Raw genomic sequence first — 14,912 nt, forward strand, 5'->3', positions numbered from 1 at the left:
CCCCTAGGAGACGTACGGGCGTCGGGTGCGGGCAGCTTTCAGGGCCGACGCCCACCAGGTGAGCTGGTCGAACATCGCGTCCGCGGTGCGGCGGCGGTGCTCGGTGTCGAGCGGCTCGTCGGCGCGCAGGTCGACGCCGACGTTCGTCCGCACTGTCATGACGTGCAACTCGGTGAAAACTGAGCGGAGGTGCTCGACCGCGTGGCCGCCCTCGGACCGGTAGCCGTAGGAGACGAACCCGGCGGGCTTGGCGTGCCACTCGTCGTAGGCGTAGTCGATGGCCTGCTTGAGGGAGGCCGGGAAGCTGCGGTTGTACTCGGGCGTGACGACGACGAACCCGTCCGCGTCGGCGACCTGCCCGGTGAACCGCCGGATCTCCGGTGTCGGTCGGCTCGGGTAGCAGGGCGGGAAGTCGTAGTCGGCCAGGTCGAGCACGACCGGTTCGACGTCGACGCGCCGCGCCGCGACCTCCGCGACCCACCGACCGACGCCGTCGCCGACGCGTCCCTCCCGGGTGCTGCCGACGATCACCGCGATGCGCGACCGCTGCATCGGCCACCTCCTCTCACCGAGGAGGCGCGAGATCCCCGCCAGACCGGATCTAGCACCCGCGCGAGTCCTACGTTCAGCACGCGCGAGTCCTACGTTCGGAACGCGTGAGTTCAACGCTCGGAACGACGAACTCCACGTCCCCGCACGCGGTGACGTGCGGGAACGTGGAGTCCGGGTCGGGGTTGCTAGATGCGGCAGGTGTCCAGGGAGCTGACCAGGATCGCGCGGGCGCCCACGCGCCACAGCTCGTCCATGATGAACGGCGCGTCGTCGCGCGGGACGAGCGAGCGGACGGCGACCCAGCCCTCGCGGGCCAGGGGCGAGACGGTCGGGGACTCGATGCCCGGCACCAGCTTGAAGGCTTCCTCCTGCGCCTCCACGGGGCAGTCGAAGTCGAGGATCACGTAGCGGCGGGCGATCAGCACGCCCTGGAGCCTGCGGTGCAGGATCTCGACCGCGCGCACGGCGTCCGGGGCGTCGGCGACGGTGTCGCCCTGGATCAGCACGGCCTCGGACTTGAGGATCGGCGAGCCGAACGTCTCCAGCCCGGAGGTCTTCAGCGTGATGCCGGTTTCCACCACGTCGGCGATCGCGTCGGCCACGCCCAGCTCCACGGCGGTCTCCACCGCGCCGTCGAGCCGCACGAGGTGCGCCTTGATGCCGAGGTCGGACAGGTGGTGCTCGACCAGGTTCGGGTAGCTGGTCGCGATCCGCTTGCCTTCCAGGCCCGCGGCGTCGTGGATGCCGCCGGGCTTGGACGCGAAGTAGAACGACGCCCGACCGAAGCCGAGCGGCAGGATTTCCTTCGCCGACACGGTGGAATCGAGCAGCAGATCACGACCGGTGATGCCGACGTCCAAAGACCCCTCGCCCACGTACACCGCGATGTCGCGGGGCCGCAGGAAAAAGAACTGCACATCATTGGCCGGGTCCGCCACGATCAGCTCACGGCCGGACCTGTTCACCCGGTAACCCGCTTCGGCCAGCATTTGGGCCGCGGGAGCACTCAACGAGCCCTTGTTGGGCAGGGCGAAGCGAAGAGGAGCCATGGCGCGCAGTCTTCCACACGCGGGCGTGTGACCACGTCTCGGGCATGCCCGGCTGTCCCACGGTGTGGAAACCACGCGGTGTGGCGACGACGTCACCCGTCCGTGTCCCACCACGTGAACACAGGACACTTGGTCAACGCATTAAACGCCGACAGTCAAACGCATTAGAGAAAGCGACCGAGCCGGGTGCGGGTGGTCAATAGCCAGCCGGCCCCGAAAGACACCGCGATGGCCACCGCGGCCACCAGGAATGCTTTCACCTCGGCCGGGAACGGCAGCGGCCGGGCCGCGACCGCGAGCACGACCAGCACTGGCCCCTGGATGAAGAACGCGGCGAACGCGCCCCGCGCGAGCGCCACGGCCAGCGGGCCGTCACGGGTCAGCCGCCGTTGCGCCAGGCCGAGCAGCCACACCGACCCGCCGACCACCAGCACGGCTTCCACGACGGCGAACAGCAACGCCTCCCAGCGCCAACCGCCGAGGAACGGGCCCGCCTGTCCGGCGAGGTCGGACACGCCCAGCGCGACCGCGGCCACCGGCACGGACACGATGGTCAGCGCCGCGACCACCCGGCTGCCGCGCCACACCCGGTCCGGCACCCGCCGGGCGAGGCCCGAGCGCGCGCCCACGATGCCCACGCCGAACATGGCGATCAGCTGCGGCCACCACCAGACGTGCAGGTCGCCGATCTGGCCGCTGCGCGCCGGGAACCACAGCCGCACCGCGAACGTGCTCACCGCGACACCGGCCGTGACCGCGACGAGGTGGCGGCCGGTCAGCTCGAACGGCTCCGGGCGCGGCCTGCCGACCAGCGCGTAGGCGATGGAGAACAGCAGCAGGATCTCGACGAACCACAGCGACCCGGAGTCCAGCAGCGGGTCGCGGTGCGCGAACACCCACCACGGCGTCACGTCGTGCCCGGCGGCCCGGTAGGCGACCCACAGCGTCAGCGGCCACACCAGCAGGGCCGACAGCGCGAACGGGACGCCGAGGCGGACGAGCCGGTCGCGGACGAACCGGCCGGCGCCCTTGCGCGCCAGCGACTCGGGGGTGAACAGACCGGACAGCAGGTAGAACGTGCCCATCAGGAACAGCCCGGACGGGCCGAGGACGGCGGCGAGCGCGGCCTCGACGTGCGGCTCGAAGGTGACCTCGTTGACCTCGTCGTACGGCCACCCGCCGACCGCCGAGTACCCGAGCAGCGCGTGCCCGCCGATCACCCAGGCGACGAGCAGCACCTTCAGGTTGTCCACCGCGGCCAGCCGGGACCGCTGCCCCACCTCTGCGGTCATAAACCCAAGGTAGCGGCTGCGGACCGGGAGCAGAGCGCGGAAATCGCGTCAGTCGGCGTTGGACCACCACGTGGCCTGCGTGACGACCGAGAAGCCCAGCGACTCGTACAGCGGCAGGCCCGGTTTGGCGGCCGTGAGGGTCATCGGCACGGAGGACTCGGCGAGCACCGCGTGCATCAGCGCCCGGCCGACGCCGCGCGAGCGGTGCTCGGGCAGGGTCGTCACCCAGTAGACGCCGGCCGCGTCGTCCTGCCCCACGGTCAGGCACGCCCCGACCACCACGCCGTCGCGCCACGCCGTGTGCATCCGGAAGCCCTCGCGGTCCTTCAGCGCCACGGGCAGCGCGTTGCCGGTCGGGAAGCCCGGCATCGGGAAGCCGTCGACCACGACCTGCTCGGCGACGGCCCACTCCTGCGCCGTGCGCACCGGCCTGACCTCGAGGGCGGGCGGCGGCACGGGCTCGGGCGGCCGGACCATCACCGGCAGGTACCGCGCGGTGAGCCCGAGGGCCGCGCCGTCGATCGTGCCGAACGAGTCCTCGACCACCACCCGCGCCTCGGCCCGCTTGACCAGCAGCACCAGCTCGGCGAAGTCGTCCGGGTCGGGGTCCGGGCGCACCGCGAGCACCCGCAGCAGCGTCGGCCCGCTCATCGCGAGGAACGCGGGTCGGCTGATCAGGTCGTGCCCGCGGGTGCGGGCGAGGCCGGTGGTCAGGGCGGCGGCGTTGCGCACTGCGAGCTGCAGCGAGGCGGACATGGGCCGACCCTATTCGGCACGCGTGCCGGTGGTCGCGTCATTTCCGCCTCGCCGCGCGGGCCGCTCAGCGCCCGGCGAGCAGCTGGTCGAACGGCACGAAGCCGTCGGTGGCGGGCGTGGCCGGCGCCCGGCCGACCAGCAGGTCGGCCAGTTCGCCCGCGGCCCGGTCGACGCGGCCGGGCAGCCCTTCCGCGCCCCAGTCGGACGATGCGGCGTACACGCCGGTCGGCACCACGACCGCCCGCAGGTAGGCGAACAGCGGGCGCAGCGCGTGGTCGAGCACCAGGGAGTGGCGCTCGGTGCCGCCGGTCGCGCCGATCAGCACCGGCTTGCCCGCCAGCGACCCGGGTTCCAGCACGTCCACGAAGGACTTGAACAGCCCGCTGTAGGACGCGTTGAACGTCGGCGTCACGGCGATCACCGCGTCCGCGCCGACCACCGACTCCACCACTTCGCGCAAGCGCGCGCTGGGGAACCCGGTGACGAGGTTGTCCGCGATGTCCCGTGCGACGTCCCGAAGGTGCGTGGTGCGCACCTCCAGGCCGGGCACGAGCCGTTCGGTGGCCTCGGCCAGCCGGGTCGCCAGCAGTTGGGTGGACGAGGGCGACCCGAGCCCGGCCTGCACGACGGCGAGCGTGGTCATCGGACACCGGCCTTCAGCAGCGAGGCGTGGGTGGGGGCGTCGGGCACGTCGGCCGGGCGGCCGACCGCGAACTCGCGGCGCAGCGTGGGCACGATCTCGCCGAGGAGGTCGAGCTGCTCCAGCACCGTCTTCAGCGGCAGGCCCGCGTGGTCCATGAGGAACAGCTGGCGCTGGTAGTCGCCGAAGTGCTCGCGGAAGGTCAGCGTCTTGTCGATGACCTCCTGCGGGCTGCCGACGGTCAGCGGCGTCTGCTCGGTGAACTCCTCCAGCGACGGGCCGTGCCCGTACACCGGGGCGTTGTCGAAGTACGGCCGGAACTCGCGCACGGCGTCCTGCGAGTTGCGGCGCATGAACACCTGACCGCCCAGGCCGACGATCGCCTGGTGCGCGGCGCCGTGCCCGTAGTGCTCGTAGCGCTCGCGGTAGAAGCCGATCAGCCGCTGGAAGTGCTCCTTGGGCCAGAAGATGTGGTTGGCGAAGAAGCCGTCGCCGTAGTACGCGGCCTGCTCGGCGATCTGCGGGCTGCGGATCGAGCCGTGCCAGACGAACGGCGGCACGTCGTCGAGCGGGCGCGGGGTCGAGGTGAACGACTGGAGCGGCGTGCGGTGCTTGCCCTCCCAGTCCACGACGTCCTCCCGCCACAGCTTGTGCAGCAGGGCGTAGTTCTCGATGGCGAGGTCGATGCCGTCGCGGATGTCCTTGCCGAACCAGGGGTACACGGGGCCGGTGTTGCCGCGGCCCATGATCAGGTCGACCCGGCCGTCGGCCAGGTGCTGGAGCATCGCGTAGTCCTCGGCGATCTTCACCGGGTCGTTGGTGGTGATCAGCGTGGTCGCGGTGGACAGGATCAGCCGCTCGGTGCGCGCGGCGACGTAGCCGAGCATGGTCGTCGGCGACGACGGCACGAACGGCGGGTTGTGGTGCTCGCCGGTCGCGAAGACGTCCAGGCCGACCTCCTCGGCCTTGAGCGCGATGGCGACCATGGCCTTGATGCGCTCGGCCTCGGTCGGCGTCCGGCCCGTGGTGGGGTCGGGCGTCACGTCGCCGACGGTGAAGACACCGAACTGCATGGCCACTCCTCAAGTAGTTGCGCTTTCAACTAACCCGCACAACGGTACCGGGTGATCGGCTATTCCGGTGTTGTCTGGTGGCGCGGAGCACGCCAAGGTGTGTGTCACGGGTCACCGATGGGGGAGGCACGGCACGGTGGTGCACGGTTCGGGGCAGCACGAGCTGGTTCGGCGCGCCGCGGAGATCGTCCCGGTCCTGCGCGCCCACGCCGCCTGGGGTGACGAGAACCGCAGGCTGCACGAGGGCGCGGTGGAGGCGATGGCGGACGCGGGGGTGCTGCGGCTGCGCGTGCCCGCCGAGCACGGCGGCCACGAGGCCGACCTGGCCACGGTGGTCGGCGTGATCTCCGAGCTCGCGCGCGGCGACGGGTCGGCGGCGTGGACGGCCGCGGTGTGGGCCATCTCCACGTGGGTGGTCGGCCAGTTCCCGGCCGAGGTGCGGCGCGAGGTGTTCGCCAAACCGGACGTGCGGGTCACCGGCATCCTCAGCCCCACCGCGACGGCCCAGCCGGTCGGCGGCGGGGTGCTGGTCAACGGTCGGTGGGCGTTCACCACGGGCGCGCCGCAGAGCCACTGGACCACCAACGCCGCGCTGCTGCTGCCGGACGCGGCGCCGGTGGCGTTGGCGATCCCGCTGGTCGACCTGGAGGTCGTGGACGACTGGCACACCACCGGGCTGCGCGCGACCGGCAGCGTGACCACGGTCGCCCGGGACGTGTTCGTGCCGGCGGAACGGGTGCTGCGGCTCGCGCCCGTGCTGCGGGCCCACCCCGACGCGGCCGAGCCGATGTTCCGCGCGCCGTTCATGCCCGCGGCCTGCGCCACGGTCAGCGCGCCCGCGGTCGGCCTGGCCCGCGCGGCGGTGGACGCGGCCCGGGGTTCGGCGTCGGCGTCCGCGCTGCGGGAGGCGACCGTGCTGGCCGACGAGGCCGAGTTCCACGCCCGCCGCACCGCCGCCCTGGTCGACCTCAAGGCCGCGGGCGGCGAGGAGTGGACGCCCGAGGACCGCGCCGGCGTGCGGCGCGACCTCGGCGAGGCGTGCCTGCGGGCCCGGGACGCCGTCGACGTGCTCGGCGCGGGCGGCCCGGCGCTGCACCGCATCCGGCGGGACGTGCACGCGCTGAACCTGCACGCCGTCCTGCACCCCAACGCCAACGCCGAGCGCTACGGCCCGGTGTTCCTGGGCGCCCGACCCGAGGGCTGACGCCGGCCCGGCGTCACGGTTGCAGCGCGGTCCACTCGGTCGACGACGTGCCGACCAGCGCGCCGTCCGGGCCGTAGACCGAGGTCAGGTTGGTGGCGACCCGGCCGACGCGGCTCACCTGCTGGGCCACCACGACGTGCGGCTCACCCAGCCGCACCGGGCCGACGAGGTCGGCGGTCATCCGGGTCAGCACCATCGGGTCGTCGCGCGGGTCGGTGGTCCACCCGCCGGGGCAGTCCAGCACCCCCCACAGCACCTCGGGCGAGACCTCCTCCGGCACCCACGTGCAGGCGACCGTGTCGGCCCGGTCGGGCACCGGCCCCGGCGCCAGGAACAGGCCGTCGTCACGCTCGTGACCGCACACGAAGCAGGTCGGGAACGGGTGGCCCTCCCAGCCGAGGAAGCCCTCCATCGCCAGGTCGGCCTCGGCCGGGGACACCGGCGGCACGGCCGGCACCGGCTCGGTGGTCGAGGTGACCGCGGCGACGACCAGCTCACCGAGCATCAGCACGGCCTGGTCGGGGCCGACCTCCAGCCGCATCGGCCGTTCCAGCGGTGGCGGGAGCAGCAGCGAGACCACGGCGGTGCCCTGGGCGGGCGGCGCGAGGCCCGCCAGCATCCCGCACACGTAACCGCCCTGCCCCGACTGCGGCGGCCCGTTGAACCGGGCCGGCACCAGCACTTCGCTCTCGGTGATCACGCCCCGACTCTGCCACGGACGGCAGTCACCCGTCAGCGGGACAGCTTCGCCCCTCAGCGGGTCCGGCGGGCCACGACCACCGCCGTGTCGTCCTGCCGCCACCGCACCCCGACCTCGTCGAACCCGGCCGCGCGCAGGGCGTCGACGTGCCACGAGGCAGGCGGGTAGAAGTCGGCCGAGACGCCCTCCACCCGTTCCCGCGCGGCTTCGGCCAACGCCGGGTGCGCCAGCGCCGTCGCCCACCACTCGCGCCACCCGGCCAGGCCGCCGCCCTCCCCCGCCACCGGCCCTTCGGGCATCCGGTCGGCGTTGGCGAACACGCCACCGGGCGCGAGCACGTCGTGGACCTCCCGGTACAGCGCCCGCAGCCGGTCCGGGCCGAAGCAGTGCAGCGCCGCCCCGGCCACCACGGCGTCGAACTCCCGGCCGGCGTCCCAGCCGGGCGCGCCCAGGTCGGCCGACACCACCGCCACCCGGTCGCCGAGCGCGGCACGGGCGATCGCCAGCAGCACCGGGTCGACGTCCAGCACCGTCACCTCGGCGTTGCCCAGCCGGGCCGCGATCGACCCCGTGCCGCCCGCGAGGTCGAGCGCCCGACGGCCGGTGGCGGCGGCCACCAGCACGGCGAACGCCTCGTTCCGGTGCGGCAGGAACGGTTCCTGCCGCACGTCCCAACCACGGCGGAGTTCCTCGGCGTCGGCGGTGCTCAGCGGTGTCGTCACACCGCCGAGCTTACCGACAACGATTGTCAATCGCGTTCGATCAGGTGCCCCACCACGTCCGGACCGGGGTGCGCGTGCCCGGACCCGTCCCGGCGCTCGTCCGGCACGGGCAGCTCCACCGGCGACCCGTTGCGCGCCGCGCCCGCCGGCCTCGGCCCGACCCAGGCCAGCGCCAACGCCGTCTCGCCCTTGAGGAACCGGTGCGCCCGCACGCCACCCGTGGCCCGACCCTTCGCCGGGTACGCGGAGAACGGCGTCACCTTCACGCTCTGCCCGGTCGACGTGACCACCATCGGCTCACCGTGCTCGTCGTCGTCCGTGCGGACCGCGCCGAAGAACACCACCCTCGCGTCCGACCCCACGTTGATCCCGGCCATGCCACCACCGCGCAGACCCTGCGGGCGCACCAACGACGCCGGGTACCGCAACAGCGACGCCTCCGACGTCACGAACACCAACGTCTCGTCCGGACCGCGCAACCACGTCGCGCCGACCACCTCGTCACCCTCCTTGAGGGTGATCACCTCGAACTCGTCCGACCGCACCGGCCACTCCGGCGCGCACACCTTCACCGTGCCCGACCGGGTGCCCAGCGCCAGCCCCGGCGACCCGGTGTCCGTCAGCGGCGCGATGCCCACCACCCGTTCACCGGCCTGCAGGTCCACCAGCTCACCGGCCGCCATGCCGCCGCTCAACGACACCGTGCCGCTCTGCTCGGGCAGCACCGGCAGCGGCAGCACGTCGGTCTTGAACGCCCGGCCCCGGTTCGTCACCAGCAGCACCTGGCCGCGCGCCGTCGTGTGCACGGTCGCCGCCACCGCGTCGTGCTTGGTCCGCCCGTTGCGCCGCCGCGCCTCCGACGACTCCTCCGACTCCGCCGCCGTCCGCGCCACCAACCCGGTCGCGGACAGGATCACCTGGCAAGGATCGTCGGCGACCTCCAGCGGCCCGGCCGGCTTCGACGCCGCCAGCACCTCCTTGAGGTCACCGTCGAGCAGCGTCGTCCGGCGCTCCTGCTGGAGGTCCTTGGCCACCTTCGCCAGCTCCGTCGAGACGACCTTCTTCAGCACCGCCGGGTCGTCCAGGATCTTGCTCAGCTCGGCGATCTCGTTGCGCAGCTTCTCCTGCTCCGCCTCCAGCTCCAGCGAGTCGTAGCGGGTCAACCGGCGCAGCGGCGTGTCCAGGATGTAGGTCGCCTGGATCTCGGAGAGCTTGAACGTCTTCATCAAGCCCTCCTTCGCGGCGGCGGCGTTCTCGCTGCCCCGGATGAGCTTGATCACCTTGTCGATGCTCAGCAGCGCCTTGAGCAGGCCCTCGACCAGGTGCAGCCGGTCCTCGCGCTTGCGCCGCCGGAACCGGGTGCGCCGGGTGACCACCTCGTAGCGGTGCTTGAGGAACACCTCCAGCAGCGCCTTGAGCCCCAACGTGCGCGGCTGCCCGTCCACCAGCACCAGGTTGTTGATGCCGAACGACTGCTCCATCGGCGTGAGCCGGTACAGGTCGGCCAGCAGCGCCTGCGGGTTCACCCCGACCTTGCACTCGATCACCACGCGGGTGCCGTTCTCCCGGTCGGTGAGGTCCTTGACGTCGGAGATCCCGGTCAGCCGCTTGGACTTGGTCACCTCGTCGGTGATCTTCTCGATGATCTTCTCCGGGCCGACGCCGTAGGGCAGCTCGGTGACCGTGATCGCCTGCCTGCCCCGACTGCCCTCCAGCAACCCGGTCTCGACCTTGGCCCGCATCCGCACCACACCGCGCCCGGTCTCGTACGCCTTGCGCACCTCGTCCAACCCGAGCAGCACGCCACCGGTCGGCAGGTCCGGACCCGGCACGAACTCCATCAGCTCGTCCAGCGTCGCGTCCGGGTGCGTCACCAGGTGCCGCGCCGCCGCCACGACCTCGCCCAGGTTGTGCGGGATCATGTTCGTCGCCATCCCGACCGCGATCCCGGACGTGCCGTTGACCAGCAGGTTCGGGAACGCCGCGGGCAGCACCGACGGCTCCTGCAACGAACCGTCGTAGTTGGGCCGGAAGTCGACCGTCTCCTCGTCCAGCTCCCCCACCAACAACATCGCCGCCGGCGACATGCGGGCCTCGGTGTTGTGGTTGACGAACCCACCGGCCAGGAACGAGTGGTCCTCTGACTCCACTCGAACGGAGTAGACCTCGGCCGGCGCGCACGCCACCACCTCGGTCACCTCCTCGAAGCGGTATCCCGAGTCCATGATCGGCAGGATCGTCGCCAGGACCTCGGTGTCCTCGATCCGGTCGATGATCCTCAAGCGCTCGGTCTCCCACCGCTCGACGCGGTCGAAGTTGTGCTGGGTCAGCCACTTGCGGCCACTGCCCCGGCGGTCGAAGTCGAGGGCGGCGCGCACGTACTCGGCGACGAACGGCACCCGGTCGGCGCTCAACCGGTGCGTCCGCAGCGGAGACCGCCGGAGCAAGGAGTCGAGCTTGGCCTGCTTGGTCCTGAGGAAGCCGACCCGTTCGGCGAAGGCGCGGACATTGCGAAGCCCGGACACCACCAGGCGGTGCTCGACCGAACCGCTGGGACGCCGGTACTGGCGCTGAACGGCGATCACGCCGAACTCCGCCAGCAATTCCTGCATCTGCGCGGCCAGTGTGGCGCTGTAGGTCGTGTACTGGATCGTGAAGCCGTTGTCCGCCTCACGACAACCGCCGTCACCTTCGAACGCCGCCATCAGGAAAGCGCGCTTGACCCCCCAGCCACCGGTCCACACGAACTCGGGCACGAACTTGTCGCGTGCCTGGTGTCCGATGAACTCCGCCAGCGGACTGTTGCGGAACGCCTCCATACCGCCCGCGTGCTCCTGCACGTCGAGTTCCCGGATCAGCTTGCGATCCCGACGGGTCTGACGTTCGGACACGTAACGCTTGCCCCCGACCACCTGGTCGTAGGCATGGAGCACCTCGTTGAAGAAGTGTTCGTCGGTGTTGTTGAACCCGGCCCGGTTCACACTGGCGAAACCCTCCGACACCCAGGCTCCGCCGAGCACACCCAGCATGTACTCCTGCGCCGTCGGCACCACCTGCGACCACGCGTTCCGGGCGACCGCGACGACCGCTCCCGGCCGCAACTCGTCGAGCCGCCGCCACTGGAAGATCGGCACACCCATCGGGGCTTCCAGGCACAGGACGAGGTGGTTCTCGCTTCCCCGCACCGAGAAACCGGACTTGGTCGTCATCCGGAGGGTCGGGTGCACACCGGAGTTGAACACCTTGTCGACCCGCACGGCCTTGCCGTCCTTGTCCAACACCTCGAAATCGGCATCGGCTTCGGAATCCGCGGGAAGGTTCACCAAGTCGGCGATGCGCGGGCTGCCACCATCGGCGAGCCGGATTCGGGTATCACCCACGACGCAGTAGCGGCTGGCCGCCGGTCCGTCGTCCGGGGAACCGAAGTTGCCGTGCCCGTCGATCAACGGGGTGTTCAGCGAGAAGTCCTGTGCCAGGCGGACCATCGCGTCGTAGATCGCCGTGTCGCCGTGCGGGTGGTACTTGCCCATGCAGTTGTGCACGACGAACCCGCTGACCACGAACGCGTGCTCGGGGCTCGCGACCTGGATGTCGTAGGTGGTGTCCGGCGCGGCCGGTTCGACCGACACCACGTGCGGGAACGGCTCGTCCTCGGCGTGGCGGGCGGCGCGGATCACCCGGACCAGGCCGTCCTGGCGCGGGCCGACACCGGTCCAGCGCAGCAGGGCCACGGCGAGCGCCGCCGCGTCCCGGCCGGTGACCGTCAGGGTCGTCGCGTCACGCCGGGCCCGGATGCCCGCGTCGGCCAGCACGGCGTACTCGGCGTCACCGCCGGGCAGCACGATGCCGTCGCGGACCCGGCCCGCGGCGACGAACAGGCCCGCGAGGAACGGCGTCCACGCCGAGCGGTCGCGCAGCACGGTGTCCAGCCGGCCGGTCACGGCCGCGGCGAGCGCGGGGTGCCGGGCGAAGGTGAGCGCGAGCCGGTCACCGTCCTTCTCCCGGGAGGTGGTCACGTCGTGCGCGATGGCCCAGCCGTGCGCGGTGTCGATCGCGTCGACGTCGTCGGACTCCAGCCGCACCCGCCCGTCGGCCAGCGCCTCGCCGGACGCGGCGAGCAGGCCGAGCACGAACCCGGTCGCGTCGCCGTCGGCGAGCAGGGTGGCGTGCCGCTCGGCGCCGAACCCGGCCGTGCGGACGCCCGCGAGGTCGCGGGCCGCGGTCCAGTCGGCGTCGGCCCAGCCGGCACCGGTGTGGAACCGCTGGCCGGGCGTGACGAGCATCGAGTGCCCGTCCGACCAGGTGACGCGCACCAGGTCCGACACGGGGTTCTCGTAGACCTCGGCGACCGCGACCGGCTCGCCCCGGCCGTCCAGCACCAGGTCACCGACCTCGATCCGCTCGATCGGCCGCAGGCCCTCGGGCGTCGAGACGAGCGCGCCGCGCACGAAGCAGTCGCCGACCACGCGCGACGACTTCACGTACGCGCTGGTCGGGCGGTAACCCTGCTCGTTCATGGAGAACAGGATCCGGCGGTGCACCGGCTTGAGGCCGTCCCGCGCGTCGGGCAGCGCCCGCGAGTGGATCACCGAGTAGGCGTACTCCAGGTAGGAGTCCTCGATCTCGGTGGTCAGGGAGTTGTCGAAGACCTGGGCGCCCGCGCGGTCGAAGGCGGACGGGTCGACCCTGGTCGTGGGGGTCTTGCGGCGTGCCATGGTCGGTCGTTCCCTCGTGTGTCAGGCGTGTCAGACGTCGATCGCGGACTGGTCGACCCGGGCGGCCGACTCGACGAGCCACGCCCGGCGCGGCTCGACCTTCTCCCCCATCAGCAGCTCCAGCGCGGCCTCGGCGGCTTCGGCGTCGTGCATGGTGATGCGGCGCACCGAGCGGGTGGCGGGGTTCATCGTGGTCTCCCACAACTCGTCCGCGTCCATCTCGCCCAGGCCCTTGAACCGGGGCACCGGCTTGACCACCGTCTTGCCGGCCTTCTCCAGCCGGGCGACCTTCTGCTCCATCTCGCGCTGGCTGAAGGTGAAGTGGGTCTCCGGGTTGCGGCCCTTGGTCATCACCTTGTGCAGCGGCGGCATCGCCGCGTACAGCCGCCCGTCCTCGATGACCGGCCGCATGTACTTCGCGAACAGGGTGATCAGCAGCGTGCGGATGTGCGAGCCGTCGACGTCCGCGTCGGCCATCAGGATCACCCGGCCGTAGCGCATGGTGCCCAGGTCGAACGTCCGCCCGGTGCCCGCGCCGAGGACCTGCACGATGCTGGCGATCTCGGCGTTGCGCAGGGTGTCGGCCAGGCTGGCCTTCTGCACGTTGAGGATCTTGCCGCGCAGCGGCAGCAGCGCCTGGTACTCCGACACGCGCGCCATGCGAGCCGAGCCGAGGGCGCTGTCGCCCTCCACGAGGAACAGCTCGCTGCGGGCCACGCCGGTGGTGCGGCAGTCGACCAGCTTCGCGGGCATCGCGGCGCCTTCGAGGGCGGTCTTGCGGCGCGCGGCGTCCTTCTGCTGCTTCTGCGTGAGGCGGACGCGGGAGGCGTCGACGACCTTCTGCAGGACGATCTTGGCCTCGCCCTTGGTGCGGCGGTCCTCGGTCCAGGTCTTGAGGTGCTTCTCGACCACGCCGAGCGTCACCTTGGTGATGCCCGCGGTGGACAGCTCGTCCTTGGTCTGGGAGGTGAACTGCGGTTCCGGGATGCGGACGTGGACGACGGCGGTCATGCCCTCGAGGACGTCGTCCAGGGTCGGCGGGTCCTCCTTGGGCTTGAGCAGGCCCCTGGTCTTGCCGATGGCGTCCTGTATCGCCTTGAGCACGGCGCGCTCGAAGCCGCGGCGGTGGGTGCCGCCGTGGACGTTGCGGATCGTGTTGGTGAAGCACTCGACGGTGCGCTCGTAGCCGGTGCCCCAGCGCAGCGCGATCTCGACCTCGGCGTGGCGTTCCACCTTGGACCGCATCACGCCGTTCTCGTCGGCCGCGTTCTCGTGGTAGACGCCGTCCCCGGTGATGAGCAGGGTGCCGGTGACCGGCTTGTCGCTGCTCGGGGCGAGGAAGTCGACCATGTCGACCAGGCCGCCCGGGTAGTGGAACGTCTCCTCGCTGATCGCGTCGTCGGTGGCGACGCGCAGCACGTAGGTGACGCCGGGCACGAGGAACGCGGTGTTGCGCAGCTTCGTGCGGACGGCCTCGACGTCGAGCGCGGCGCCGTTCTCGAAGTAGCGCGAGTCGTACCAGTAGCGGATGGACGTGCCGGTGCGCTTGGTGCGGCCGGTGACGCGCAGGCCGGACTGGCGGGTGAAGGCGGCATCGGGGCCGGGTCCGTCGAACACACCGGGGACGCCGTGGGCGAACGACATCTCGTGCGTCTTGCCCTCGCGGCGCACGACGACGTCGAAGCGGTGGGACAGGGCGTTGACGGCGGACGCGCCGACGCCGTGCAGGCCGCCGGAGGTCTTGTAGCCGGAGCCGCCGAACTTGCCGCCCGCGTGCAGCCGGGTGAGCACGAGCTCGACGCCGGACAGGCCGGACTTGGCGTGGATGCCGGTGGGGATGCCGCGGCCGTCGTCGTCGACCTGGACGCTGCCGTCGGCGTGCAGGGTGACGACCACCTTGGTCGCGTGGCCGGCCACGCCCTCGTCGGTGGAGTTGTCGACCACCTCGGTGAAGAGGTGGTTGATGCCCCTGCTGTCGGTGGACCCGATGTACATGCCGGGGCGCTTGCGTACCGCCTCCAGACCCTCCAGGTGGGTCAGGTCGTCGGCCCCGTACAGGATCTCAGCGGTCACCGGGTCGTTCTCCCCAGGTCGTGGCGTGTGTCGAGCGGCGTTCACGGTAGCCGAGGAACGCGGGCGGGCCGCGCGGGTCCCCGTGACCGATTACGGTGTCGGTGGTGCACCCGTGATCTTGTCATACTCGAACACA

The 14,912-nt window shown here is 71.8% G+C and carries 10 protein-coding genes and 3 pseudogenes; 1 reads left to right on the plus strand and 12 read right to left on the minus strand.

What is annotated here, in order from left to right; genetic code table 11:
• Positions 1–3: 3 nt before the first annotated feature.
• From ACIQMJ_RS21815 to ACIQMJ_RS21840, 6 genes are all read right to left on the minus strand, one after another.
• Entirely contained in the window at positions 4–552 is a 549-nt protein-coding gene (locus ACIQMJ_RS21815; RefSeq protein WP_499762827.1) for an NADPH-dependent FMN reductase, read from the minus strand.
• Between the two features lie 185 nt (positions 553–737).
• Positions 738–1,601, minus strand: coding sequence for an ATP phosphoribosyltransferase (gene hisG / locus ACIQMJ_RS21820; protein WP_233825719.1), 864 nt, complete (start codon positions 1,599–1,601; stop codon positions 738–740).
• Between the two features lie 164 nt (positions 1,602–1,765).
• Positions 1,766–2,893, minus strand: a complete 1,128-nt coding sequence (locus ACIQMJ_RS21825) for an acyltransferase family protein (RefSeq protein WP_499762828.1) — start codon at positions 2,891–2,893, stop codon at positions 1,766–1,768.
• 48 nt (positions 2,894–2,941) lie between these two features.
• Positions 2,942–3,649 carry a GNAT family N-acetyltransferase gene (locus ACIQMJ_RS21830; RefSeq protein ID WP_499762829.1) on the minus strand — a complete coding sequence of 236 codons (708 nt, stop codon included), beginning with the start codon at positions 3,647–3,649 and terminating at the stop codon, positions 2,942–2,944.
• 64 nt (positions 3,650–3,713) lie between these two features.
• Positions 3,714–4,292, minus strand: coding sequence for an FMN reductase (locus tag ACIQMJ_RS21835; protein WP_499762830.1), 579 nt, complete (start codon positions 4,290–4,292; stop codon positions 3,714–3,716).
• A complete protein-coding gene (locus tag ACIQMJ_RS21840) occupies positions 4,289–5,362 on the minus strand; it encodes an LLM class flavin-dependent oxidoreductase (protein ID WP_499762831.1) in 1,074 nt (357 codons plus the stop codon). Before ACIQMJ_RS21840 ends, ACIQMJ_RS21835 begins: the two co-directional genes overlap by 4 nt.
• 136 nt (positions 5,363–5,498) lie before the next feature.
• Here ACIQMJ_RS21840 and ACIQMJ_RS21845 point away from each other — a divergent pair, with 136 nt between their 5' ends.
• Entirely contained in the window at positions 5,499–6,566 is a 1,068-nt protein-coding gene (locus ACIQMJ_RS21845) for an acyl-CoA dehydrogenase family protein (RefSeq protein ID WP_499762832.1), read from the plus strand.
• Between the two features lie 13 nt (positions 6,567–6,579).
• On the opposite strand, the gene ACIQMJ_RS21850 is transcribed toward ACIQMJ_RS21845, so the two are convergent.
• The 6 genes and pseudogenes from ACIQMJ_RS21850 to ACIQMJ_RS21875 form a co-directional block, all read right to left on the minus strand.
• A complete protein-coding gene (locus ACIQMJ_RS21850; protein WP_499762833.1) occupies positions 6,580–7,266 on the minus strand; it encodes a hypothetical protein in 687 nt (228 codons plus the stop codon).
• Between the two features lie 53 nt (positions 7,267–7,319).
• A complete protein-coding gene (locus tag ACIQMJ_RS21855; protein ID WP_499762834.1) occupies positions 7,320–7,988 on the minus strand; it encodes a class I SAM-dependent methyltransferase in 669 nt (222 codons plus the stop codon).
• Positions 7,989–8,014: 26 nt separating this feature from the next.
• Positions 8,015–10,090, minus strand: a pseudogene (locus ACIQMJ_RS21860) (DNA gyrase subunit A); the annotation flags it as partial.
• Positions 10,091–10,480: 390 nt separating this feature from the next.
• Positions 10,481–11,368 (minus strand): annotated as a pseudogene (locus ACIQMJ_RS21865) (LAGLIDADG family homing endonuclease); the annotation flags it as partial.
• A gap of 6 nt (positions 11,369–11,374) precedes the next feature.
• A pseudogene (locus ACIQMJ_RS21870) lies at positions 11,375–12,703 on the minus strand (DNA gyrase subunit A); the annotation flags it as partial.
• Positions 12,704–12,733: 30 nt separating this feature from the next.
• Positions 12,734–14,776, minus strand: coding sequence for a DNA gyrase/topoisomerase IV subunit B (locus ACIQMJ_RS21875; protein WP_499762835.1), 2,043 nt, complete (start codon positions 14,774–14,776; stop codon positions 12,734–12,736).
• Positions 14,777–14,912: the final 136 nt, after the last annotated feature.

This window comes from Actinosynnema sp. NPDC091369, from assembly GCF_044757065.1.
In the GTDB taxonomy this organism is placed as follows: Bacteria; Actinomycetota; Actinomycetes; order Mycobacteriales; family Pseudonocardiaceae; genus Actinosynnema.